Genomic DNA, 23,430 nt, shown 5'->3' on the forward strand with positions numbered 1-23,430 from the left:
GACCGCCACGGCCCTTCGGGGCCGCGGCTTCGTACAGGGACCTGACCACCGTCATCCCGTGGTCGCAAAGCGGTCATATCGGCTACATCGCCAGGCCCGAGCATGCCGGAAACCCGGAGGCCCGACATGCGCTATGCCATCGTCACCGAGACCTACCCGCCGGAAGTGAACGGCGTTGCCCTCACCGTGCAGGGCCTGGAGCAGGGACTGCGCAATTCCGGCCATGACATCGACCTGATCCGGCCACGCCAGACCAGCGAAGCACTGGACTCGGCACCGGGCACGCTGCTGGTGCCGGGCGCCGCACTGCCGCGCTACCCCGGCCTGCGCTTCGGCCTGCCTGCACCGATCCGGCTCAACCGCCACTGGCAGCAGCAGCGTCCCGATGCGGTCTACATCGCCACCGAAGGCCCGCTGGGCTGGTCGGCGCTGCGCACCGCGCGCCGCCTTGGCATTCCGGTCGCCAGTGGTTTCCATACCCGCTTCGACGAGTACCTGCCCGACTACGGCGTGGCCTGGCTGCAGGCTGCCGCGATGCGCTGGATGCGCCGGTTCCACAACCAGGCCGATGCAACCCTGGTGCCCACCCGCGAGCTGCAGCAGTTCCTCGGTGAACAGGGCTTCGAACGCGTGCGCCTGCTGGCACGCGCGGTCGACAGCCAGCAGTTCGATCCGGGCCGGCGCGACCCGGCGCTGCGCGAGGAATGGGGCGTGGACGGCAACGGCCTGGTCGCGATCCATGTCGGCCGCATCGCTGCGGAAAAAAACCTTGGCCTGGCGGTGAAAGCCTTCCGCCGCCTGCAGCAGATCCGCCCCAAAGCCCGCTTCGTCTGGGTGGGTGATGGTCCGGCCCGCGAAAAACTGGCACATGAAAACCCCGATTTCATTTTCTGCGGCATCCAGCGCGGCGAAGCCCTGGCACGGCATTTCGCCAGCGGTGACCTGTTCCTGTTCCCCAGCCGCAGCGAGACCTTTGGCAACGTGACCCTGGAAAGCATGGCCAGCGGCCTGGCCACCGTCGCTTTCGACTACGGTGCGGCCCGCGAATACCTGCGTGATGGCGAGAACGGTGCGGCCGTGGAAAACGATGAGCAGTTCATCGAGGCAGCAGTGCAGCTGGCCGCCGATGATGCACGGCGCCGCGAATTCGGCAGCAGCGCCGCGCGTGCGATGAAGCGCCTGCATCCACAGCAGGTGGTTGCCGAATTCGATGCCCTGCTGGCCGAGCTGGCCCAGTCGCGGAGGAGCGGCCATGCGCACCACGCCGCTTGAGCTGCTGGCTGGCCGCGAGGCGCGGCTCTGCCGCCGGGCCAACCACTACTGCCGGCGTCGCCGCGTGCGTCGCCTGTTCTCGGTCATCAGCCGGCTCGGCGATGGCGTGTTCTGGTACGTGCTGATGGGCGCGCTGGTGGCGCTGGACGGCTTCGACGGACTGCGTGCATCGGTGCACATGGCCGCCACCGGCCTGGCCGCACTGCTGCTCTACAAAGGCCTCAAGCGCTGGACCCGGCGTCCCCGCCCGTATGCGGCCGATCTGCGCATCCGCGCCTGGGTGGCGCCGCTGGACGAGTTCAGCTTCCCCTCCGGGCACACCCTGCACGCGGTGTCGTTCACCATCGTCGCGCTGGCCTACTACCCGTGGCTGGCGCCGCTGCTGGTGCCGTTCACCTTCGGCGTCGCGCTGTCGCGGGTGGTGCTGGGCCTGCACTACCCGTCCGATGTACTGGCCGCCACCGGCATTGCCATCCTGCTGGCATCGGCCAGCCTGGCCTGGTTGCCGCTGCCGGTGTAGCCCCCGGGGTCAGATCCCTTCGGTAGCGCCGGGCCATGCCCGGCGGTGGATGCCCTAGAATGCCTGCATGACCACGTTGTTCATTTCCGACCTGCACCTGGACCCCAGCCGTCCGGAGATCACCGACCTGTTCCTGCGCTTCCTGCGCGAGCAGGCGCCCGGCGCCGATGCGCTGTACATCCTCGGCGACCTGTTCGAAGCCTGGATCGGCGACGACACGCCCTCGCCTGCTGCCGATGCGGTGGCCGACGCGCTGAAGGTACTTTCCGACAGCGGCGTACCGGTGTACTTCATCCGCGGCAACCGCGACTTCCTGCTCGGCGAAGACTATGCGCGCCGTGCCGGCCTGCGCATCCTGCCTGACCCGTGCGTGATCGAGCTGTACGGCCGCCCGGTGCTGCTGCAGCACGGCGACCTGCTGTGCACGGACGACATCCCCTACCAGCAGTTCCGTGCACAGACGCGCGACCCGGTGTTCCAAGCGCAGTTCCTGTCGCAGCCGCTGGCCGCACGCATCGCCTTCGCGCAGAAGGCCCGGGAAACCAGCCAGGCCCGCCAGTCGGAAATGAAGCAGGATGATCGTGCGCAGTTCGAGTCGGTAACCGACGTGTCACCCGCCGAAGTCGATGCCACCTTCGTGCGCCATGGCGTGGACACCATGATCCACGGCCACACCCATCGCCCGGCGGTGCACACGCTGCAGGCCGGTGGCCGCGCCTGCAACCGCATCGTGCTGGGTGACTGGTACGAACAGGGATCGGTGCTGCGCGTGGATGCCGGCGGCTGGTCGCTGGATACGCTCGCGCGCGAATGATGGATCGCGGGGTGCCAACCAAGGTTGGCATCTACCAGGGCAGGTGAACGCACCCGGGTAGACGCCGACCTCGGTCGGCGGTTGGCCTCAGCGGAAGGCCGCGATGGTGGCCTTGGTATTGACCAGCACGCGCTGGTTGTCGGCGGTGCTGGCATTGCCCATCGGGATGCCGTTGTAGCTGATGTTCGGGTTGGACCAGTAGTTCAGGCGCGGGCAGCCGGCCGAGCAGTCATAAGCCATGATCGTGCGCCAGCGCGAACCGGAGGACGGCTCGTAGCGATAACCGTGCCCATAGGCATAGGGCGACGTGCTGGGATCACTGGCGATATCGTGCCGCGCACTCTGCAGGTGGCCGATCTCATGCGCGAAGGAGTAATAGCCGGTCGCGCAATCCCAGTACACCGCCGCGAACGCCGTCGATGCCGTCGAACCGATGCCCGAGGCCAACCCGCAGTAGCTCGTGTTGTTGATCAGCAGCACGCCGACATCGGCCGCAGTGTTGTTGCGGCTGGTGTGGATGCTGTCCATGTAGCCGTCGCTGGTGTTGCGGAAGCGGGTCAGGTCGGTGGTGAAGTTGCCGGATTCGGTGTAGCTGGTGGTTTCATAGCCGGCCAGCTGCAGGGTGATGCCCACGTTGCTGTTGACGTAGCCCTGGTTGGATTCGGCCACCGCCAGCTGCACCAGCGACTGCATGTTGCCGCCATAGGCCGTTACCGCTGCATTGGTTGCCACCACCAGCACGCGGATGGTGGCCGGGGTACCGGACGAGGCCTGCGCGATGCCGATGCGGTCATTGTTGCCCATCGGGATTTTCGGCAGCTGGTTGTAGTCGGCCGGATGATCGGCCGGCATCCGCGATTCATCCACTTCCACCAGTACATGGCGGTTGCCCAGTGGGCGCAGGCGATACAGCTTGCCGTCCTTGCGGATCGAACCGGTGAGGGTGTTGCCCGAACGCACCAGGATCACTGAATTACCGGGATCATCCTGGCCATTCGAAGTGGCGGCAGTCAGCCGATCGGACGGCGAGCGCAACTGGCCGTACCAGATGCTGCCGCCATCGGGCAGGGCTTCCACCTTGCTGCGCACCGCCTGCACGCGCTGGCCAAGCAGTTCGAACTCCAGCTGCGGCTGCGCAGTGGCAGCAGCGTCGACACGCACTTCCTGTACCGTCGCGGTGGACGGGGTGGCCAGCAGCTTGCCCAGCGCGGGCTCGCTGTTTGCCGATGCGCGGCTGATGACCGTCACCGGCTCGAACAACGGTGCCGCATGCGCGGCCGCTGCCACCGACAAACCCAACACCAGGCCACCTGCCGCTTTGCCAATCGATCTGGACAACATTGCGTCGCTCCTTGAATGATGTGAACAGCGTTGATGCAGCACGCCCGGGTCTACCGGGTCTGGCCATCTGGCCTGCGCGGGTCGTGTGAATTCAATAGAAGATGGGAATGAAAATCAGGAACTGTGATCGACCGCATCTGCGTTAAGTAAGGTCAAAAGCGTCACTACACTTCGCCAATACACCGCTTTCGCGCTACCGTGACGCAGCCACGACGGGGAATGCACATGGCACCATCGCAGGACACGGACGAAGATGTCGGCTTGCTGCGGATCGGCCTGTTCTTCGATGGCACCCGCAACAACGCACACAACCTGGCACGCGGTCGCCCACAGGTTCCGCAGCCACGCCCGGCGCAGCTGCGCGCGGATGATGATTCGACCTACCAGAGCCGGCTGACCAGCAGCTACGACAACGGCCTGACCAACATCGCGCGCCTGCAGCAGCTGTATCCGGACAGCCGCCGCGATGCGATGGCCGCGCCTTCGCTGTCGATCTATGTCGAGGGCGTGGGGACCCGCGATGATGCCGATGACGATCTGATCGGACTGGCCTTCGGCATCGGTGCCAGTGGCGTTCGCGCGAAAGTGCAGCGCGCGCTGCAGGTGCTGCTGCCGGCGGCACTGGCCGAGCTGTCCGCGCGCTGGCAGCGACCGCTGCGTGGCGTGCAGCTGGATCTGTTCGGCTATTCGCGCGGTGCTGCCGCGGTACGTGATATCGCAAACCAGCTGCAGGCCTGGGACAGCGCGCGCTGGCGCCAGCTGCTGCAGGGCGCCGGCCTGCCCTGCACTGCGGACTTCGCCGCCGTCACGCCGGTGCTGCGCTTCATCGGACTGTTCGACACCGTGGTTGCAGTCAATGGTGGCCGCGCCGATGAACACCCGCAGCTCGCCCTGCGCAGTGGCATCGCGGCACACGTCGTGCAACTGGCCGCGCGTGACGAGCATCGCCAACACTATCCATTGACCAGCGTCGCGCCAACGTTCACCGAGATCGCCCTGCCCGGCGTGCACGCCAACATCGGCGGTGGCTACAACCAGTTGGAAGAAGGGCCCAAGCTGCTCAGCCGTCCACGCCGGCAGCAGCTGCGTCGCCCACCGGTTTCCGACTACCAGGTCCCTCCACTGGCGTTGCTGCAGGCCACCACGGCCTACGCCGAAACGCAGGCCGACGCCGAACGCTGGCGGCAGCAGCTGGGCGTGGGTGAAAAGGAGATCTGGGTGGATGTCTGGCACCAGTGGCAGCAGCAGCGTCGCGCCGGCAGCCGCAGCGTGCTGTTGTCGCCGGTGCTGTATGTGACCGCCGCGGTGGTGCTGCGTCGGCGCATCGACTGGCGTTACCAGCTGATCGCACTGCAGGTGATGCAGCAGCAGGCCATCGATGCTGGCGTGCAATGGACCGCCAATGCCGCTGGAGTTCCCGGCTGGGAGCTGCCGTCCGCCCTGCAGCCGATTGCACGCCGACTGGTGGCCGGACAGCCGCTGACGCAGACACAGGAGGCGCTGCTGCGACGGCGTTACCTGATGCAGTCGGCGCACTGGAACTTCGATGCACTGGGCGACACCGCACTGACCTACACCGCCGATGCCGGCGTCAGCGAACTGCCGTACCGGCCGGGTCCCGGCCTGTTCTACATCAACCGGCCAACGATGGATGGCAAGCGCTTGGTGTTGCCGAACGCATGAAAAAAGGGGACGGAGGGGATTAAGTCGTTTGTGGCACAAACGACTTAATCCCCTCCGTCCCCTTTTCTTCAACCGGCCTGTTCAACCAGGTTGGCCAGCTCATCCGCATCGAACCCGGCCAGCAGGCGCGCTTCGATGTTGAATGGCCCATGCAGGTAGCCGCCGGCGTACTCCACCAGCAGTTCCTTGAAGCGCGCACGCGGCTCGACAGCGGCGCGGTCGCAGTACCAGCGATACCAGCGCGAACCGGCAGCGACGTGCGCCACTTCCTCGCGCAGGATCACTTCCAGCACATCGGCGGTTTCGCCATCGCCGACATTGCGCAGCTTCCCGATCATGCCGGGCGTTACGTCCAGGCCGCGCGCTTCCAGCACGCGCGGCACCAGCGCCATGCGTGCCAGGCCGTCATGGGCGGTCTTTTCGCACATTTCCCACAGGCCGTTGTGCGCTGGGAAATCGGCATAGTCGTGGCCATGCACCTGCAGGCGTTCGCGCAGCAGCATGAAGTGCCGCGATTCGTCGTCGGCACAGCTGACCCAGTCGGCATGGAACGCCGGCGGCAGGCCACGGAAGCGGTATACCGCATCCCAGGCCAGGTCGATCGCGTTGAGTTCGATATGGGCGATGGCGTGGATGAAGGCGGCACGCCCTTCCACACCGCCCAGTCCACGCCGCGGCACTTCACGCGGATGCACCAGCACCAGCTGCGGCGGCCGGCCGGGCATGCGGATCGGCTCCGGCGGCGGTGCATCGGCCGCCACCTTCAGGCGGCCAGCACGGAACGCGGCGGCATAGGCCTGGGTCAGCGCCACCTTGCGCAGCGGGTCGGCTTCGGCCAGGCACTGCTGCGCAGCGCGCAGCAGGTCGCCACCAACGTCGGGTACATCGACCACGCCTGGACCTCAGGCGCGGCGCTTGTGCTTGGCGTCGTCCGAACGCAGCTGCTGGATGCGCTCGAAGTAGCCCGGCTCGATACCCGTCGGGTAGTGGCCGTTGAAGCAGGACGAATCGAAGTTGCGCAGCGCCGGGTTGCCCTCGCTCACCGCCGCTTCCATGTCTTCCAGGTCCTGGTAGATCAGCCAGTCGCAGCCCAGGTGGGCTTCGATCTCTTCCACGGTGCGGTTGTGCGCGACCAGCTCTTCGGCCGCCGGCATGTCGATGCCGTAGATGTTCGGGTAGCGCACCGGCGGTGCCGCGCTGGCCAGGTAGACCTTGCGCGCGCCCGCATCACGGGCCATCTGCACGATCTGCTGGCTGGTGGTGCCGCGCACGATCGAGTCGTCCACCAGCAGCACCACGCGGTTGCGGAACTCCAGGTGGATCGGGTTGAGCTTGCGGCGCACCGACTTCACGCGTTCGCCCTGGCCCGGCATGATGAAGGTGCGGCCGATGTAGCGGTTCTTGATGAAGCCTTCGCGGTACTTCACCCCGAGCACGTTGGAGATCTCCAGCGCGGCATCGCGCGAGGTATCCGGGATCGGGATGATGGTGTCGATGTCGTGGTCCGGGCGCAGGCGCAGGATCTTCTCGCCCAGCTTGATGCCCATGCGCATGCGCGCCTTGTGCACCGAGACGTTGTCGATCATCGAATCCGGGCGCGCGAAGTACACGTATTCGAAGATGCACGGGGTGTGCTCGGCCGGCTCGGCGCAGATTTCCGAGAACAGCTCGCCACGCGCGGTGATCACCAGCGCTTCGCCCGGCTGCACGTCGCGCACGCGCTGGAAGCCCAGCACGTCCAGCGCGGCCGACTCGGAGGCGACGATGTACTCGTCACCTTCGGCGTGGCTGCGCTTGCCCAGTACCAGCGGCCGGATGCCATGCGGATCGCGGAAGGCGACCAGGCCCAGGCCCAGCACCACGCTGACCACCGCATAGCCGCCCTTGCAGCGGCGGTGCACGCCGGCCACCGCGCGGATCGCGGCTTCCGGGCTGAGCTGGCGCTGCTGCTCCAGTTCATAGGCGAACACGTTCAGCAGCACTTCGCTGTCCGAATCGGTGTTGACGTTGCGGCGGTCCTGTTCGAACACCTGCTGGCGCAGCGCTTCGGTGTTGATCAGGTTGCCGTTGTGGGCCAGCGCGATGCCGTACGGCGAATTGACGTAGAAGGGCTGTGCCTCGTCCATGCCTTCCGAACCGGCGGTCGGGTAGCGCACATGGGCGATGCCGACGCTGCCTTCCAGGGTGGACATGGTGCGGGCATCGAACACATCGCGGACCAGGCCGGTGGCCTTCTGCACGCGCAGGCGGCTGCCGCTGGCGGTGGCGATGCCCGCCGCATCCTGGCCACGGTGCTGGAGAACGGTCAAGCCGTCATACAACTGCCCGGCGACGTTCTGGTTGCCGACGATTCCGACGATGCCACACATGGTGCGAGGTCTCCGCTGGGCTGTGCCCAGTTACAAGGAAGGTGGCCGTACCTGGCCGCGGTGGTCGCCGCGCGCGCGGTCGACGTTGGCCGGATCGCCCGGCTCGATACTGTCCGGCAGTGCAGGAGCGTCCGGGCGCACTTCGGCCGGATCGTAGGAATCGCCCTGTTCCGCTTTCGCAGGCCGCAGCCATCCGCTGCCTGCCACTACCTGGTTGAGGATGCCATTATCGCCTGCCGCGCCCGGCTTTCCCAACCCGGCGCCTGCGTTCTTGCCCAACTCCATCAATGCAGATGGGGACAGCGCGTCGGTCGGCAAGGCCTTGGGCAGCAGATCGGCCCCGGGAACCTCCCAGTGCGGCAGTTTGCTGTTCATCCAGGCCACGGTCGGGTTCAGCAACGGACGCACCGCCGAGCGCTGCCAGGAGGGTTCGGCGGTCAGCGGGGTGAAGCTGCCCAGCAGCAGCAGGACCGCGGCGATCAGGCCGCCTCGCACCGCGCCCAGCACCCCGCCCAGCAGGCGGTCCAGGCTGGTCAGCATGCTGCGGTGGACCAGGGCCTTGATGACCATGCCGATCACCGCGACCACGATCATCACGCCGATGCCGACCCCCAGGTAGCCACCGACGAAGTGCTCGCCTCCGGGGGCCGCCGGCGCGGCCCACCAGTGGGCCGCGTCATTACCGAAGGCGAAGGCCGCCCACGCGGCCAGCAGCCACGACAGGGTGCCGATGACGATTCCGACGAAGCCGCGCAGCATCCCCAGCAGGGTCGAGGCGGCGATCACGATCAGCAGCACCACGTCGATCATGGCGCCCCGCTCCTTCGGCGGCGCTGGCAACGGGGCTGCGCGTGGGTCATGGGTGCGGTCGGACCATGCCGGCCACGCCGACCTTGGCGGCGACCTGCGCCTTCAGCTGCTCGGCGTCAGCGCGGTTGGCCACCGGCCCGACGCGGACGCGATGCAGGGTTCCCTTGTCCGTGCGCACCTGCTCGACGAAAGCGCTGAAACCAGCGGCACGAACCTTGTCGCGCAGGGCATTGGCATCGTTGGCCTGACCGAACGCGCCCAGCTGCACGGCAAAGCCGACGCCGCTGGCAGCCGGTGCTGCCGGTGTGGTCGGCACCGTCGCCGGCTTGCTGGCGGTGGCCTCCGGCTTCGGTTCGGGCTTCGGCGCCGGCTTCGGCGGTTCCGGCTTGGCGGCCGGCGGTGCGGTCGCCGTTGGCGTGCTCGGCGGCAGGCTTTCGCTGCGGACCGGGTTGCCGCTGGCCGAGGGCGCAACAGCTGCGGACGGGGTGCTGGCGCTCGGCGCAGCCGGTGCCGGGGTGGCCGCAACCGGGGCACTGCTGCCGGCCGCCGCGTCCAGGGTGATCACTTCGGCCTTCACATCCGCACGGATCTTCACCGCCTGCAGGCGGGCCGCTTCGGCCTGGGCACGGTCGGCGTAAGGTCCAACGCGCACGCGCCATGCCTGGCGGCCGTTGATGGTGGCCGTTTCAGCGAAGCCCGGCAGCTGCGAGCGCTTCAGGTAGGCGATCACCGCATCGGCGTCGGCCTTGCTGCCGTAGGCACCGAAGGTGACCGCATAGTTGCCGGCGGCGACTGCCGGCGAGGTGTCCACGGTCGGCGGCGTAGCCGGCGTGGCAGCCTCCTGCAGCGGCTTGGCCTGCCCGGTCTGCAGGCCGGTGGCACCACCGGCCGGGGCGACCAGCGGCAGCTCACGGGTTTCGAACTGACCATCGGCCGGCGCATCCGGCGCGGCGATCGGCACATTGGCGACACCGCTGTCGGGTGCGGGTCCCTTGACCAGCATCGGCAGGAAAATCACGGCCAGTGCCACCAGCACGATGGCACCAATCAGACGCTGTTTCAGAGGCGTATCCACGTGAGGCAGGCAACTGTCCGGAGATTGCCGTCGATTATACGGGTGCCGGACCGGCCGGCGTCGGCGTTGGCTGAACGCGGGTCAGGCGTCGCCCTGCAGCCACTGCAGGGCCGCAGCGGCGGTATGGAAGGAGCCGAACACCAGCACCCGGTCACCCCGCTCAGCCTGGGCCAGCACCTGCGCCAGCGCCTGTTCGACGCTATCGGCCAGCGGTGCCTTGGCCGCCACCGTACCGCTCAGGCGTGCCTGCAGCTGAGCGGCGCTCTGCCCACGCGGACCGTCCAGCCCGGCCAGGGTCCACTCGGCCACCACGTCCTGCAGGGCCTGCACCACACCCGCCGCGTCCTTGTCCTGCAACGCGGCGTACACCGCCAGGGTGCGGCCGGCTGACACTTCGGCCTTCAGCGCACGCGCCAGCTGGCCCGCCGCCTGTGGGTTGTGGCCCACGTCCACGCGGATCTGCACGCCGTCGCGCTCGAATGCCTGCATGCGGCCGGAGATTCGCGCTGCTGCGATACCCGCGGCCCACGCCGCACGCGGCACCGGCTTGTCCAGCGCGCGCAGGGCGGCGATGGCAGCACCGGCATTGGCCAGCTGGATCGGGCCGGACAGCGCCGGGGTCGGCAGCTCCATGCGCAGGCCGACGTCGCGCCAGCGCCAGCGCTGGGCGTCGATCGGCTCGTAGAAGTAATCGCTGCCGCCGCGGATCGCGTTGGCACCGACCAGATAGGCACGCGCCAGCACGCTGGACGGCGGATCGGTCTCGCCCAGGATCACCGGCTTCCAGCCGCGGATGATGCCGGCCTTCTCGGTACCGATCGATTCGCGGTCCTCGCCCAGCCACTCGGCATGGTCGATGTCCACGGTGGTGATCACCGCCACGTCGGCGTCGACGATGTTGACCGCATCCAGGCGGCCGCCCAGGCCCACTTCCAGCACCGCCAGGTCCAGCCCGGCGTCGGCGAACAGCTGCAAAGCAGCGAGCGTGCCGTACTCGAAATAGGTCAGCGTGGTGTCGCCGCGTGCCGCTTCGACGGCATTGAACGCAGCAACCAGCGCCGCATCGCCCACGTCCTGCCCATCGATGCGCACGCGCTCGTTGTAGCGCAGCAGGTGCGGCGAGGTGTAGGCACCCACCTTCCAACCGGCAGCACGGCCGATGGCCTCGATGAAGGCCACGGTGGAGCCTTTGCCGTTGGTGCCACCGACCACGATGGTGCGCCCGGCCGGCGCGCCAAGACCCATCGCCGTGGCCACGGCGCGCACGCGTTCCAGGCCCATGTCGATGGTCGCCGGGTGCTGGCGTTCAATGTAATCCAGCCAATCGGCCAGGGTGGTCGGGGTGTTCGTCACGGCAGTGCTTCCAGCAGGTACAGGTGGTTCGGTGTGGCGGGTCAGAGTGCGCGGTGCTTGGCTTCGCCGAAGAACGGCGTGTGGTGGGCGCAGTCGTTCAGGCGCACCACTTCCAGGCTGTCCAGGTCGGCGCCTTCGAGCAGGTTGAGCGTGGTCGGTGCCTGGCGGAAGGTCCACAGGCGGGAAATCGGCAGGCCCAGCACCTTGCACAGGATCACGCGGTTGACCGCGTCATGGGCAACCACCAGCAGGGTGTCGTGCTCGCCGAGGCCTTCGGTGGCACGGGCCAGGCCACGCCAGCTGCGTTCCAGCACCAGGCGCAGCGATTCGCCACCGGGCATCAGCACGGTATCGGGCTCCTCGCGCCAGGCCTGCAGGCGCGACGGATCCTTTTCGTTGATCTCGCTGGCGAGCAGGCCTTCCCACTCACCGTGGGCGATTTCCTGCAGCTCCGGCTCGGTCAGCAGCATGTCGGCACGCGCGGCGCCAAGCGCCAGCTGCGCGGTGCGCTGGGCGCGCGACAGCGGCGAGGCGACGGCACGGGTGATGTCCACCGAGGCCAGGCGGGCACCCAGTGCCTGGGCCTGGGCTTCACCGATCGGCGAAAGCGGAATATCGATCTGGCCCTGGTAGCGGCCTTCGGCGTTCCACGGCGTTTCGCCGTGGCGGGCAAGCAGGATGCGCATGCGTGCAAGGGGTCCTGGGGGGAGGAGGTTTCCGCGTTTCGTTCACATCCTGTGAAGTACGCGGAACAGGGATGATACCTGTTCGGCGCACCGGGCCGGGCCGGGCATGAAAAAACCCCGCGACCTGCGTCGCGGGGTTTCGGAAACTCCGGCTATCTGGTCGAGGTTGCCGGCCAGCGGCCGGCACTACCCTCGGTACAGGCAGTAGATCCACGCCATGCGTGGATGGACCGCCCCGAACCGCGAACCTTACTTGACCAGGTTCAGTTCCTTCAGCAGCTGCGGCGCCGGCGCCACTTCCTGCATGATCCACTGCATGTAGCGGCTGTCGACGGCGATCATGCGGGTCATCACCGGGTCGAACACCCAGTTGGAGCTGACCGATTCCCAGTTGCCATCGAAGGCCAGGCCGACCAGCTTGCCGTTGGCATCCAGCACCGGCGAACCGGAGTTGCCGCCGGTGATGTCCAGGTTGGACAGGAAGTTCACCGGCACTGAACCAATGCGCTTGTCTTCCAGGCCGCCGTAACGCTTGGCCTTGACCGCATCGAGCAGCGCCTTCGGCGAATCGAACGGATCTTCACCGGTTTCCTTCGCCGCCACGCCTTCCAGGGTGGTGAACGGGGTGTACTTCACGCCGTCCTTGCCATAGCCCATGACGTTGCCGAAGGTGATGCGCAGCGACAGGTTGGCATCCGGATAGACGAACTCGCCCTGGCTCTTCTTGTAGTCGGCCACGGCCTGCAGGTACAGCGGGCGGGCGGTCAGTGATTCGCCTTCGCGGATCTTCTTCTGCTCTTCCTGCTTCAGCAGTGCCGGCATGACGGCCACGGCGTACTGGATGGCCGGATCGCTGCTGGCTTCAAACGCGGCACGGTCGGCCTTGAACCACTTCAGGCGATTGTCCAGGCTGCCCAGCTCGGTGCCGCCCAGCTTGTTCACCAGCGACTTGACCGCAGCGGCATCGCTGCCGGCCAGCCACTTGTTCAGCACTTCGTTGTCGCGCTGCGCGGCCGGCAGGGCCACGTACTGGTCCAGCCAGTAGGTCTGCAGCTGCTGGTCCATCTTTGCCACGTAGCGACGGTCCATCTGCTTCAGGCCACCTTCGATGGTGGTCAGGTCGCGTTCCTGGTAACCGGCCTCGCGCTCGGCATCCGGCTTGCTGCGTTCGATCGACAGTCGGTACAGGGTGATCGCTGCGCCAACGGCCGAGGTGTTGTTGAACTGGCCGACGAACAGGTCGCGTTCGCGGGTCGACTTGCTGGTATCCAGATGCTTGAGCAGCTGCGCGTGGGCGGCCAGGGCCGGCTTGCCGGCAGCACCCTGCTTCTTCAGCCAGGCCAGCACGGCGGCTTCTTCAGCCTGCTTCTGGCCGGCGGCGTCGATGCGCTTGAAGCCTTCCAGCTGGCCCAGGTAGTTCTTCGCCACGTTGTTCATGCTGGCGGCGGTCGCTGCGTACTTCACCTTGACGTCGGCGTCGGCCTTGCCGGCATCGGCGATCATCTTCAGCACCGCGTTGTAGTGCTTGGCGATGGTCGGGTAGGTGAAGCTGGCGGTTTCGTTGAACTCACCGGCCAGTGCATAGCGGTTGGTGCGGCCGGGGTAGCCGGCCACCATCACGAAGTCGTCGGCGCCCAGCGGCTGGTCGGCGAACTTCAGGAAGTGCTTGGGCTGGTACGGCACGTTGTCGGCGGCGAAGGCGGCCGGCTTGCCGTCCTTGCCCACGTAGGCGCGGTAGAACGAGAAGTCGCCGGTGTGGCGCGGCCACATCCAGTTGTCGACGTCGCCACCGAACTTGCCGACGCTGCCCGGGGGGGCGTAGACCAGGCGCACGTCCTTGATTTCCATGTTGCGGAACAGGCGGTAGGTGTTGCCGCCGGAGAAGCTGTACAGGCGGCAGCGGAAGCCGGCGTCGGCTTCACAGGCGGCGACCTGGGCCTTGTCGAAGGCGTCCAGCGCGCGGCTGCGGGCCAGCGGGTCGTTGCCGGCGCCGGCAATGGCGGCCTTGGCCTGGACGGTGACGTCGGTGATCTGGTCGAGCACGAACACGCGGGCGTTCGGGCCGGCGCTCAGTTCATCCTTCTGGGTCGGCGCATTGAAGCCATCCTTGATCAGGTTATTCTGCGCGGTCGAATTCAGCTGGATGGCGCCATAAGCGCAGTGGTGGTTGGTGACCACCAGGCCCTGCGGCGAGACGAAGCTGGCGGTGCAGCCGCCGAGGGCAACGACGGCGCCCATCGGGTCGCCGGTCAGGTTGGCCAGCTGTTCCGGGGACAGCTTCAGGCCGGCCTTCTGCAGCGGGCCGGCGATTTCCGGCAGCTGCTGCGGCACCCACATGCCTTCAGCGGCATGGGCGACCTGGGCCAGCCCGAGGCTGGCGACGATGGAGAATGCAAGCAGGTTCGAGCGCATGGAGCGGCCCCTGGTAGTGGAACCTTCGATTGTAGCCCGCCGCCCTGCCCCGGCCCGAACCCCGGAAGTCATGGGCCTGCTTCTTGCTCTGCCACACGCACGTCGGCCGCGCACACGGAAATCGTCCAGAGGGGGCGTGGTCACCCTGGACGGGACCGTTGGCGCCATGGATGGCGCCATCGAGCCCCCTGGAGGGGCTTTTGCGTGTCCTGGCCAGGGTGACCACGCCCCCTTTCCCGGATCAGGGAGGCGCCGCTGTTCGCAGCACGTTCGAAACGCCCGCCAACACACGCCTTTCGTTCCGCCACTGCACCCGCAGCGCAACATGGGAAATCCGCGCGGCACCCTATAATCCGCGCTTTCCCCCTGATGAGTTCCACCCCGATGGCGCAGCAAACGATGAAGGCCCTGGTCAAGCGCGAAGCGGCCAAGGGCATCTGGCTGGAAGAAGTTCCGGTTCCGACCCCGGGCCCGAACGAGGTCCTGATCAAGCTCGAGAAGACCGCGATCTGCGGCACCGACCTGCACATCTACCTGTGGGACGAGTGGAGCCAGCGCACCATCAAGCCGGGCCTGACCATCGGCCACGAATTCGTGGGTCGCGTCGCCGCACTCGGCTCGGCCGTGACCGGCTATGAAATCGGCCAGCGCGTCTCGGCCGAAGGCCACATCGTCTGCGGCCACTGCCGCAACTGCCGTGGCGGCCGCCCGCACCTGTGCCCGAACACCGTCGGCATCGGCGTCAACGTCAACGGCGCCTTCGCCGAGTACATGGTGATGCCGGCCAGCAACCTGTGGCCGATCCCGGACCAGATTCCGTCCGAGCTGGCCGCGTTCTTCGATCCGTACGGCAACGCCGCGCATTGCGCGCTGGAGTTCAACGTGATCGGTGAAGACGTGCTGATCACCGGTGCCGGCCCGATCGGCATCATCGCCGCCGGCATCTGCAAGCACATCGGTGCACGCAACGTGGTGGTGACCGACGTCAACGACTTCCGCCTGAAGCTGGCCGCCGACATGGGTGCCACCCGCGTGGTCAACGTGGCCAACCAGTCGCTGAAGGACGTGATGAAGGAACTGCACATGGAGGGCTTCGACGTGGGCCTGGAAATGAGCGGCAACCCGCGTGCGTTCAACGACATGCTCGACTGCATGTACCACGGCGGCAAGATCGCCATGCTCGGGATCATGCCCAAGGGCGCCGGCTGCGACTGGGACAAGATCATCTTCAAGGGCCTGACCGTGCAGGGCATCTACGGCCGCAAGATGTACGAGACCTGGTACAAGATGACCCAGCTGGTGCTGTCCGGCTTCCCGCTCGGCAAGGTGATGACCCACCAGCTGCCGATCGACGACTTCCAGAAGGGCTTCGACCTGATGGAAGAAGGCAAGGCCGGCAAGGTGGTGTTGAGCTGGAATTGACCCTTCGGGTCAATTCCCCCGCAGGTTTCCTTATCCCCGCGCCGTCGGCGCGCCCCCTTGAACAACAAGGGGGCTCTCCCCCAGCCGGGGTAAGGCAAGCTGCTGGAAATGAAAAAGGCGCCCATTGGGCGCCTTTTTCGTGGACATCAGCGAAGGCGCATCAGTTACCGATCGCGACGCTCAGCATCACGCGGCTGTGGGCCAGCTTGCCGGAGTTGTCGCGGCCGTTGCCGTCGGTGCCGTAGTAACCCAGGCCGACCTTGGCCATCCCGAACTGGCGCTCAACGCCGACATTCCAGTCGGTGTAATCCTTGGCGATGCCGTCTTCAAACGTGCTGCGGCCGACATTGGCATTCAGGGTGAAGTCCTTCGGCAGGCCCCAGCTGCCACCCAGGCCGAAGTACCAGCCATCGGTGCTGCTGTTCCATACATCGTTGGTGTAGGCCACCGTCAGCTTGTAGGTGTCATCCAGCGTGGTGGTGGTGATCAGCTCGTTGTAGTTCTGGTGGCTGGACTTCAGGTAGGTGTAGCGGTTCAGCAGCACGTCGACGTTGACGCGCTCGGTGACGTCCACGCCGTAGCCGATCAGGTAGTCGACCTCGGTCTTCGGATCACCTGCACCGAAGTCCACGCCCGAACCCCAAACGCCGGCATACAGGCCAACCGGGCTGGTGTAGGTGAAACCGGCCTGCAGGGTCGGATCCTCGTCGGTCTGCGACACACCACGGAACAGGTAATCGGAAACAGCGGTGACGTTCCAGCTGTACGGCGATTCGTTTTCCTGGGCGCTGGCGGCGAACGGGGCGGCCAGGGTCAGGGCAGCGGCAATGGCGAGGCAGGCACGGGCGTGCTTCATGAGCGTCTCCGGTGGGGGCGGTGGCGTGGAAGGCGGGGAGCGGGCGTAGCGGCCGGAGCGGGACAGCTCCGGTTCACGAATTTTTAACCAGTTTGCTATTGCGATGCAACATGTGCCGGCCGTGGCGATGCCCCATCCGGGCCGGTCGGCAAGCGGCGATGCCCGGTAGAATCAGCGGTTTCCCCGTTCAGAGCCGTGCCCACGCCATGACCGACGCCTCCTCCGCCCTGACCCGCCACTACGCCGAGGAACTGGACGCCATCCGCGCCCAGGGCCTGTTCAAGTCCGAGCGGATCATCACCAGCCCGCAGTCGGCCGAGATCACCCTCGAGGACGGCCGCACGGTGCTGAACTTCTGTGCCAACAACTACCTGGGCCTGGCCGACCATCCGGACCTGATCCAGGCCGCCAAGGATGCGCTGGACACCCACGGCTTCGGCATGGCCTCGGTGCGCTTCATCTGTGGTACCCAGGACCTGCACAAGCAGCTGGAGAAGCAGATCGCCGACTTCTTCGGCAAGCAGGACACCATCCTGTACGCGGCCTGCTTCGATGCCAACGGCGGCCTGTTCGAGCCGCTGCTCGGCGAGAACGACGCGATCATTTCCGATGCGCTGAACCACGCTTCGATCATTGACGGCGTGCGCCTGTGCAAGGCCAAGCGCTTCCGCTATGCCAACTGCGACATGGCCGACCTGGAAGCCCAGCTGCAGGCCGCCGACGCCGCCGGCTGCAAGACCAAGCTGATCACCACCGACGGCGTGTTCTCGATGGACGGCTTCATTGCGCCGCTGGACGAGATCACCGCGCTGGCGAAGAAGTACAACGCGCTGGTGCACATCGACGAATGCCACGCTACCGGCTTCCTCGGTGCCAGCGGCCGCGGCTCGGCCGAAGTGAAGGGCGTGCTGGAAAAGATCGACATCATCACCGGCACCCTGGGCAAGGCCATGGGTGGTGCACTGGGCGGCTTCACCTGCGCCAGCGCCGAGGTGATCGAGCTGCTTCGCCAGCGTTCGCGCCCGTACCTGTTCTCCAACTCGCTGCCGCCGCATGTGGTGGCCGCCGGCATCAAAGCGTTCGAGATGCTGGCCGCCGCTGACGATCTGCGCGACACCCTGGTGGAAAACACCCGCTACTTCCGCGAAAAGATGGTCGCCGCCGGTTTCGACGTGAAGCCGGGCGTACACCCGATCAGCCCGGTGATGCTGTACGACGCACCGCTGGCGCAGAAGTTCGCCGAGCGCCTGCTGGAAGAAGGCATCTACGCGATCGGCTTCTTCTTCCCGGTGGTGCCCAAGGGCCAGGCCCGCATCCGCACCCAGATCAGCGCCGCGCACAGTCGCGAGCATCTGGACCGCGCAATCGATGCGTTCACCCGCATCGGTGTCGAGCTGGGCGTGATCAAGGGTTGATCCCCACCGGCCAAAGCGTGCCGACCAAGGTCGGCACCTACCAGGCGTGAGGGCATGCCGACCGAGGTCGGCACCTTCCCGGCATCACTTCTTTTTCTTCTTGCCCTTCGGCTCGTCCTTGCTGGCCACCACTACCGGCTTGGCGGCAGCATCCTGGCCGTTGCCCTTGGCAACGCGGATGCCGTTGGCCTTCATCCAGGCGTCGAACTCGTCGGCGGTCATCTTCTTGTCGCCGTTGCTCATCAGGAAGCGGTAGCTGCCGCGACCATCCAGCTCCGGGGTCTTCACTTCCACCACCGGGGTCTCGGCCGGCGTTTCCGCCTTGGCCACCTTCTTGTGGCCACCACAGGCGGTCAGCAGCACCATCGGCAGCAGCAGGCCTGCGCAGCGCAGGGTTTGGTTGAGGGTCGGGTGGTACATGGGCAGGCTCCGTTCGGGAAATTCAGCAGCCAGACGCCCCCTACGCCTGGAACGGTGGCCGGCAACCGCCGGCCGCGGGCGATGATCAGCCCGGTGCAGCGGCCCCCAGCCGCTGCTGGTCACTGACCTCCAGCACCCGCCACTGGCCCTTGCCGAGATCGCCGAGCTGCAGCCCGCCGATCGCAACCCGGACCAGGCGCAGCACCTGCAGGTCGAAGGCCGCCAACAGGCGGCGGATGTGGCGGTTGCGGCCCTCGTCGAGGACCACCTCCAGCCACGCGGTCTTATCGCCGCTGCGCAGCACGCGCACAGCCTGGGCGACGAGGAACTCGCCCTCGTCTTCGACACCGGCGCGCAGCGCGGCCAGGGTGTCCTCGTCGGGCAGGCGGTCCACCTGCACGTGATAGGTCTTCTGCGGCCCGGTCTCCGGATCGGTCAGATGCGCGGCCCACTGCGGATCATTGCTGAACAACAGCAGCCCTTCACTGGCCTTGTCCAGGCGCCCGACCGGCGCGATCCACGGCAGGCCGGCACCATCGAAGCACCGGTACACGGTATCGCGGCCACGCTCATCCTGCGCGGTGGTCACCACCCCACGCGGTTTGTTGAGCATCAGGTACAGGCGCTGCGGCGCGCCCATCGGCTGGCCATCGACCTCGATCGGCGGCGCCGGCTGCCCAATCGGGAATTCGGGATCCCGCACGATGCGGCCGGAGACGCGCACGCGGCCATCGGCGATCCAGCGCGCGGCCTCGCTGCGCGAACACACGCCGGCCTTGGACAGCACGCGCGCCAGGCCATGACGGACACCGGCGGCTGTGGCAGCGGGAGCCGCACGCCCACGCGGTGCGTGGGAGCGGGCGGCGGGGGCGGCAGGTGGGCGGCGCGTGCGCAAGCCTCTGCTCCCCGTGGCGCTTACTTCTTGTCGACCGGCTTGGTCTCAGCCGGTGCTTCGGCCGGGGCCGGAGTGGCGGCCGGAGCCGGACGCGCCTTGACCACACGCACGCCACGCGCCTTCATCCAGGCGTCGAACTCTTCGGCGGTCATGCGCTTGCCGTTCTGGCTCATGTCGAAGCGCCAGGGCGTGTTGTCGAATTCGGTCTGCGGCTTGTAGGCCGCCGGATCGTTCGGCTTCACTGCAGGGGCGCTCGGAATGGCCTTGGCGATGTTCTGGCAACCATCGATGCGCAGGCGCTGCAGCACCTGGTCCAGCGACTGCGACGGATCGTAGTTGCTGCTCAGCACGCCGGCCGGCATGCCCAGCTGGTTGCCACGGATGTAGAGCTCGTCGGCCACCGGCGCGATGGTCGTGGCCGGCAACGGCAGCGGCGAGGCGCTGGTGTTGACCGAGCAATCGACCGCAGCGTGGGCGGCGGGAACCAGGGCCAGCGCCAGGAAGGCGGCCGATGCAGAGCGCAGCATGAAGGGCATCCAGGAAAGGAAGTGACGCGGCGAGTTTAGCAATGCCGCGACAGCTTTCAAGCGCCACTTTCAATGAATACGGCAACTCATTGGTTTTACGGATAAAAACCCGACGAACGGTTGTTCCCGGACCGACGGACACGCGGATTCCGGGCCGCAGAAACAACAAGACCCGGCCGAAGCCGGGTCCTGCTGTGTCCTACTGGCAGAGCGTCAGAACTTAGTTCTGGACGTTCAGCTCGGTACGACGGTTCTTGGCGCGACCTTCCGGGTTGTCCGAACCATCCGGGTTGGTGTTCGGAGCAATCGGACGGCTCTCGCCGTAGCCGATCGGGCCGACCAGGCGACCGGCGTCAACGCCGTTCTTGGTCAGGTAGTTGTACACGGCGGTAGCACGACGCTCCGACAGCTTCTGGTTGTAAGCGTCGGTACCCTTCGAGTCGGTGTGACCGGCAACTTCAACGCGCAGATCCGGGTAACGCTTCAGGATCTCGGTGGCTTCGCTCAGGATCGCCACGGCGTCCGGACGCAGGTTCGACTTGTCGAAGTCGAAGTTGACGCCCTTCAGGTCGATGGAGACCGGCACCGGGCAACCGTCCGGACCGATGGTCTGACCCGGCTGCGAGTTCGGGCACTTGTCGTCGCAGTTGTTGACGCCGTCACCGTCGTCATCCAGGTCGGCGCAGCTCGGGGCAACCGGAGCCGGAGCCGGAGCAGCCGCGACCGGAGCCGGGCCCAGCGGGATCACGACGCCGACCGAAGCCAGCACGTCACCGAACCAGTCTTCCTTCGGAGCGGCAACGCTCTGGTCGTCGAAGTCAGCGCGGTAGGCCACTTCGGCGCGGACAGCAACGCGCTTTTCGAAGGTGGTCTGCAGGCCGACGCCCAGCTTGGCGGCAACGTTGCCGTCCTTACGCTGGCGCGGACCGTTGGCATTCAGCGCCGGGTACTCTTCTTCCGACTTCTGGTAGCCCAGGCCACCGACGATGTACGGGTTCCAGCCGCGGCCTTCCTTGATGAAGTGGCGACGCAGGTCCAGCGAGACGCCGTACTGCGACCAGTTCAGGTCCTTGTTCGAATCGAAGTTCGGGTTCTGATAGTTCAGCTCACCGTCCAGCGACCAGTTCGGGCTGATGAACTTGCCCAGGCCCAGGGTCACGAACGGAGCGTCATTGGTCAGACGGTCGCTGTCCTGGAAGTTGAAGCCGGCCGAACCGGTCAGGTACCAGCGGTCATCGAACTCCTGCGCCGAAGCTGCCTGGGCAAAAGCCAGGCCGCCCAGCAGCGCGGCAGTAAGGATCTTCTTGTTCATTGAGTACAGCTCCTATTTCGGGGGTATGAAACCGGTAGAGGCATGGGCCAGCACAAGTGCGTCGATGTACGACAGCCGATTCAGCACGCCACCGCCGCGAACATTATGCTCAGGCGGGTGAAGGCCATGTTAACAGTCCCGTAACATGTGAAGTGTTGCGCCCGACCGTCCGCCGGTCCGACGTTGAAACCCTATACAGGATGATGAAAATCCGCAAGACCCTCACGCTGCAAGGGTTTGACGGGGTTTAGGCGGGGAAAACGACATATTGCGCGGCGCGCTGCATCAAACGGTTCAGCGCGTCTGCGGAAACGTGAGGAACCTTATGATGGAGCCACGAACCCAGCCGGAGCCGTGATGAAAGCCGTCGCCCTGAGTCGTGAATCCGCCCCTGCCCTGTGCGATATCCACCTGCCTCCGCCGCTGCCTCCCCGGGGGCGTGACCTGCTGGTCCGGGTCGAGGCGGTTTCAGTCAACCCCGTCGATGGCAAGCAGCGTGCCAGCACGGATCCGGCCACGCTCCAGGCACCCCGCGTGCTGGGTTGGGACGCTGCCGGCGTGGTCGAGGCAATCGGCGACGAGGCGAGCCTGTTTGCCTCCGGTGACGAGGTTTATTACGCAGGCGATGTCACCCGCCCCGGCTGCAATGCGCAGTACCACTGGGTGGATGAACGCCTGGTCGCGCGCAAGCCAACCACGCTGGATTTCGCTGAAGCCGCAGCGCTGCCGCTGACCACGCTCACCGCCTGGGAGCTGCTGTTCGAGCGCATGCCGCTGCGGCTGGACGATCGCCGCCACGCCGGCCAGCACCTGCTGGTGATCGGCGGTGCGGGCGGGGTCGGCTCGATGGCAATCCAGCTGGGCCGCCATGCGGGTTTCGAGGTGATCGCCACGGCGTCGCGCGAGGCCTCGGCCGACTGGTGCCGGCAGATGGGTGCCCGGCACGTGATCGACCATCGGCAACCACTTCAGGCCCAGCTGCAGGCGCTGGGCATCGACACGGTGCAGGTCGCACTCAACCTGGCCGACACCGATCACTACTGGGACGAACTGGGCCTGCTGCTGGCGCCGCAGGGACATGTGGGCCTGATCGTCGAGCCGCGTGGGCCGCTGCGCATCGGCGATCCCTACAAAGCCAAGTGCATCGGCATCCACTGGGAGTTCATGTTCGCGCGCTCGCGCTTTGCCACTGCCGACTGCATCGAGCAGCACCGCATCCTCAGCCGCACGGCCAGCATGATCGATGCCGGCCAGCTGCGCGGCACCCTCAGTGAAAGCCTGGGCCCGATCAATGCGGCAAATCTGGACATCGCGCATCAGCGCCTGGCCAGCGGACGCACGGTGGGCAAGCTGGCGCTGGCAGGCTGGGGTGACTGAGCCAGGCTGGAACGCCGATGTAAAGCCGAGCCCATGCCCGGCCGTGCGGTCTGATCGTAGCGTCGAGCGTGCTCGACTGATTCATCAGGAGCAGTCGAGCAAGCTCGACGCCACTGTAGCGGCGGATTGATCGGCATCTGTATCTATGGAAGTGACTGAAGCGGGATTACGGTGGAAACAGATTCCTCTCCCCCGAGACCGCCATGCCCACCGCCCTGCCCTTGCGCCTGCTGCAACTGATCACCGGCCTGTTCCTGTACGGATTCGGCGCCTCGCTGATGATCCGTGCGGCCATCGGCGTGGCGCCCTGGGATGTCCTGTCACAGGGCATCGCCGCGCAGACGCCGCTGTCGTTCGGCCTGGCGACCAATGTCATCGGCGCACTGGTGCTGCTGCTGTGGTGGCCGCTGCGGCAGAAACCGGGTGTCGGCACCGTGCTCAACGTGATGCTGATCGGCCCTTCCGCGCAGTTCGGGCTATGGTTGCTGCCGCCGGCCGTCGGCCTTGGCTGGCAGCTGGCGATGTTCTGCGCGGGCATGCTGCTGGTCGCGCTGGCCACCGGCCTGTACATCGGCGCCAGGCTTGGCCCTGGCCCGCGCGACGGCCTGATGACCGGCCTGCATGCCCGCACCGGCTGGCCGATCTGGAAGGTGCGCAGCCTGATCGAAGGCAGCGTATTGCTGCTGGGCTGGTGGCTGGGCGGCAATGTCGGCCTCGGCACCCTCGCCTTCGCCCTGCTGATCGGTCCGCTGTGTGGTGTCACGCTGGGCTGGTTCGGGATCGGTCGCACCCCGGTAGTGGGGGGGGGGGGGGGGGGGGCGCCGGCCCCCGGGGGGGGCGCCCGGGGCGGGCGGCGGGCGCGCGGGCCCCC

20 protein-coding genes and 1 pseudogene are annotated in these 23,430 nt (G+C 66.9%); 8 read left to right on the forward strand and 13 right to left on the reverse strand.

Annotated elements, in window-relative coordinates; genetic code table 11:
• The first annotated feature begins 126 nt into the window (after window positions 1-126).
• The 3 genes from V3B48_RS06640 (at window position 127) to lpxH (ending at window position 2,606) form a co-directional block, all read left to right on the forward strand.
• Window positions 127-1,272, forward strand: coding sequence for a glycosyltransferase family 1 protein (locus V3B48_RS06640; RefSeq protein WP_032129074.1), 1,146 nt, complete (start codon window positions 127-129; stop codon window positions 1,270-1,272).
• A complete protein-coding gene (locus V3B48_RS06645) occupies window positions 1,253-1,792 on the forward strand; it encodes a phosphatase PAP2 family protein (protein WP_049400923.1) in 540 nt (179 codons plus the stop codon). The genes V3B48_RS06640 and V3B48_RS06645 overlap by 20 nt, the downstream gene beginning before the upstream one ends.
• A gap of 67 nt (window positions 1,793-1,859) precedes the next feature.
• Entirely contained in the window at window positions 1,860-2,606 is a 747-nt protein-coding gene (gene lpxH / locus V3B48_RS06650; RefSeq protein ID WP_253143531.1) for a UDP-2,3-diacylglucosamine diphosphatase, read from the forward strand.
• A gap of 87 nt (window positions 2,607-2,693) precedes the next feature.
• Here lpxH and V3B48_RS06655 read toward each other — a convergent pair whose 3' ends face one another.
• Window positions 2,694-3,947, reverse strand: coding sequence for a zinc-dependent metalloprotease (locus V3B48_RS06655; RefSeq protein ID WP_049400924.1), 1,254 nt, complete (start codon window positions 3,945-3,947; stop codon window positions 2,694-2,696).
• A 225-nt stretch (window positions 3,948-4,172) separates the two neighbouring features.
• On the opposite strand from V3B48_RS06655, the gene V3B48_RS06660 reads away from it, so the two are divergent.
• Complete coding sequence (locus V3B48_RS06660; protein WP_329893401.1) at window positions 4,173-5,630, forward strand: DUF2235 domain-containing protein; 1,458 nt, start codon at window positions 4,173-4,175, stop codon at window positions 5,628-5,630.
• Between the two features lie 68 nt (window positions 5,631-5,698).
• Here V3B48_RS06660 and V3B48_RS06665 read toward each other — a convergent pair whose 3' ends face one another.
• The 7 genes from V3B48_RS06665 to V3B48_RS06695 all read right to left on the reverse strand — a co-directional run bounded on the left by V3B48_RS06665 (window position 5,699) and on the right by V3B48_RS06695 (window position 14,335).
• Window positions 5,699-6,523, reverse strand: coding sequence for a ferritin-like domain-containing protein (locus V3B48_RS06665; RefSeq protein WP_032129069.1), 825 nt, complete (start codon window positions 6,521-6,523; stop codon window positions 5,699-5,701).
• 9 nt (window positions 6,524-6,532) lie between these two features.
• Window positions 6,533-7,999 carry an amidophosphoribosyltransferase gene (purF, locus tag V3B48_RS06670; RefSeq protein ID WP_032129068.1) on the reverse strand — a complete coding sequence of 489 codons (1,467 nt, stop codon included), beginning with the start codon at window positions 7,997-7,999 and terminating at the stop codon, window positions 6,533-6,535.
• A gap of 30 nt (window positions 8,000-8,029) precedes the next feature.
• Window positions 8,030-8,809 carry a CvpA family protein gene (locus V3B48_RS06675; protein WP_049400926.1) on the reverse strand — a complete coding sequence of 260 codons (780 nt, stop codon included), beginning with the start codon at window positions 8,807-8,809 and terminating at the stop codon, window positions 8,030-8,032.
• A gap of 46 nt (window positions 8,810-8,855) precedes the next feature.
• A complete protein-coding gene (locus tag V3B48_RS06680) occupies window positions 8,856-9,884 on the reverse strand; it encodes an SPOR domain-containing protein (protein WP_100437391.1) in 1,029 nt (342 codons plus the stop codon).
• A gap of 81 nt (window positions 9,885-9,965) precedes the next feature.
• The gene (gene folC / locus V3B48_RS06685) at window positions 9,966-11,237 is read right to left on the reverse strand and encodes a bifunctional tetrahydrofolate synthase/dihydrofolate synthase (protein ID WP_285303139.1); all 1,272 of its coding nucleotides are present in this window, start codon (window positions 11,235-11,237) and stop codon (window positions 9,966-9,968) included.
• Window positions 11,238-11,278: 41 nt separating this feature from the next.
• On the reverse strand, window positions 11,279-11,923 hold the full coding sequence (locus V3B48_RS06690) for a histidine phosphatase family protein (protein WP_010483945.1): 645 nt from the start codon (window positions 11,921-11,923) through the stop codon (window positions 11,279-11,281).
• Between the two features lie 249 nt (window positions 11,924-12,172).
• On the reverse strand, window positions 12,173-14,335 hold the full coding sequence (locus V3B48_RS06695) for a S46 family peptidase (RefSeq protein WP_329893402.1): 2,163 nt from the start codon (window positions 14,333-14,335) through the stop codon (window positions 12,173-12,175).
• A 399-nt stretch (window positions 14,336-14,734) separates the two neighbouring features.
• On the opposite strand from V3B48_RS06695, the gene tdh reads away from it, so the two are divergent.
• Window positions 14,735-15,757: an L-threonine 3-dehydrogenase gene (gene tdh / locus V3B48_RS06700; RefSeq protein WP_010483949.1), complete on the forward strand. Its 1,023-nt coding sequence runs from the start codon at window positions 14,735-14,737 to the stop codon at window positions 15,755-15,757.
• A 160-nt stretch (window positions 15,758-15,917) separates the two neighbouring features.
• On the opposite strand, the gene V3B48_RS06705 is transcribed toward tdh, so the two are convergent.
• A complete protein-coding gene (locus V3B48_RS06705) occupies window positions 15,918-16,613 on the reverse strand; it encodes a TorF family putative porin (protein ID WP_032129063.1) in 696 nt (231 codons plus the stop codon).
• A 206-nt stretch (window positions 16,614-16,819) separates the two neighbouring features.
• Here V3B48_RS06705 and kbl point away from each other — a divergent pair, with 206 nt between their 5' ends.
• Window positions 16,820-18,028 (forward strand): glycine C-acetyltransferase, encoded by a 1,209-nt coding sequence (kbl, locus tag V3B48_RS06710; protein ID WP_121504060.1) that lies wholly within the window; start codon window positions 16,820-16,822, stop codon window positions 18,026-18,028.
• Window positions 18,029-18,112: 84 nt separating this feature from the next.
• Here the strand turns inward: kbl and V3B48_RS06715 are convergent, their stop codons facing one another.
• From V3B48_RS06715 to V3B48_RS06730, 4 genes are all read right to left on the reverse strand, one after another.
• Window positions 18,113-18,448: a hypothetical protein gene (locus V3B48_RS06715; RefSeq protein WP_005412356.1), complete on the reverse strand. Its 336-nt coding sequence runs from the start codon at window positions 18,446-18,448 to the stop codon at window positions 18,113-18,115.
• Window positions 18,449-18,533: 85 nt separating this feature from the next.
• Window positions 18,534-19,343 (reverse strand): pseudouridine synthase, encoded by an 810-nt coding sequence (locus V3B48_RS06720; protein WP_329893403.1) that lies wholly within the window; start codon window positions 19,341-19,343, stop codon window positions 18,534-18,536.
• Window positions 19,344-19,363: 20 nt separating this feature from the next.
• The gene (locus V3B48_RS06725; protein WP_010483956.1) at window positions 19,364-19,870 is read right to left on the reverse strand and encodes a hypothetical protein; all 507 of its coding nucleotides are present in this window, start codon (window positions 19,868-19,870) and stop codon (window positions 19,364-19,366) included.
• Window positions 19,871-20,090: 220 nt separating this feature from the next.
• Window positions 20,091-21,182 (reverse strand): OmpA family protein, encoded by a 1,092-nt coding sequence (locus V3B48_RS06730; protein WP_010483958.1) that lies wholly within the window; start codon window positions 21,180-21,182, stop codon window positions 20,091-20,093.
• Window positions 21,183-21,539: 357 nt separating this feature from the next.
• On the opposite strand from V3B48_RS06730, the gene V3B48_RS06735 reads away from it, so the two are divergent.
• Together V3B48_RS06735 and V3B48_RS06740 are read left to right on the forward strand one after the other, a co-directional pair.
• The gene (locus V3B48_RS06735) at window positions 21,540-22,559 is read left to right on the forward strand and encodes a zinc-binding alcohol dehydrogenase family protein (protein ID WP_032130481.1); all 1,020 of its coding nucleotides are present in this window, start codon (window positions 21,540-21,542) and stop codon (window positions 22,557-22,559) included.
• Window positions 22,560-22,762: 203 nt separating this feature from the next.
• Window positions 22,763-23,359, forward strand: a pseudogene (locus tag V3B48_RS06740) (hypothetical protein); the annotation flags it as partial.
• Window positions 23,360-23,430 lie beyond the last annotated feature (71 nt).

The organism is Stenotrophomonas sp. SMYL20, from assembly GCF_036320045.1.
Lineage (GTDB): Bacteria > Pseudomonadota > Gammaproteobacteria > Xanthomonadales > Xanthomonadaceae > Stenotrophomonas > Stenotrophomonas maltophilia_A.

Coding starts and splice junctions, on each gene's coding strand:
- V3B48_RS06660 (WP_329893401.1), top strand. CDS start 4,173: ATGGCACCATCGCAGGACACGGACGAAGATGTCGGCTTGCTGCGGATC.
- V3B48_RS06695 (WP_329893402.1), bottom strand. CDS start 14,335: ATGCGCTCGAACCTGCTTGCATTCTCCATCGTCGCCAGCCTCGGGCTG.
- purF (WP_032129068.1), bottom strand. CDS start 7,999: ATGTGTGGCATCGTCGGAATCGTCGGCAACCAGAACGTCGCCGGGCAG.
- V3B48_RS06735 (WP_032130481.1), top strand. CDS start 21,540: ATGAAAGCCGTCGCCCTGAGTCGTGAATCCGCCCCTGCCCTGTGCGAT.
- V3B48_RS06730 (WP_010483958.1), bottom strand. CDS start 21,182: ATGAACAAGAAGATCCTTACTGCCGCGCTGCTGGGCGGCCTGGCTTTT.
- tdh (WP_010483949.1), top strand. CDS start 14,735: ATGAAGGCCCTGGTCAAGCGCGAAGCGGCCAAGGGCATCTGGCTGGAA.
- V3B48_RS06675 (WP_049400926.1), bottom strand. CDS start 8,809: ATGATCGACGTGGTGCTGCTGATCGTGATCGCCGCCTCGACCCTGCTG.
- V3B48_RS06705 (WP_032129063.1), bottom strand. CDS start 16,613: ATGAAGCACGCCCGTGCCTGCCTCGCCATTGCCGCTGCCCTGACCCTG.
- V3B48_RS06655 (WP_049400924.1), bottom strand. CDS start 3,947: ATGTTGTCCAGATCGATTGGCAAAGCGGCAGGTGGCCTGGTGTTGGGT.
- V3B48_RS06715 (WP_005412356.1), bottom strand. CDS start 18,448: ATGTACCACCCGACCCTCAACCAAACCCTGCGCTGCGCAGGCCTGCTG.
- kbl (WP_121504060.1), top strand. CDS start 16,820: ATGACCGACGCCTCCTCCGCCCTGACCCGCCACTACGCCGAGGAACTG.
- V3B48_RS06640 (WP_032129074.1), top strand. CDS start 127: ATGCGCTATGCCATCGTCACCGAGACCTACCCGCCGGAAGTGAACGGC.
- V3B48_RS06645 (WP_049400923.1), top strand. CDS start 1,253: ATGCGCACCACGCCGCTTGAGCTGCTGGCTGGCCGCGAGGCGCGGCTC.
- V3B48_RS06690 (WP_010483945.1), bottom strand. CDS start 11,923: ATGCGCATCCTGCTTGCCCGCCACGGCGAAACGCCGTGGAACGCCGAA.
- V3B48_RS06725 (WP_010483956.1), bottom strand. CDS start 19,870: ATGCTGCGCTCTGCATCGGCCGCCTTCCTGGCGCTGGCCCTGGTTCCC.
- lpxH (WP_253143531.1), top strand. CDS start 1,860: ATGACCACGTTGTTCATTTCCGACCTGCACCTGGACCCCAGCCGTCCG.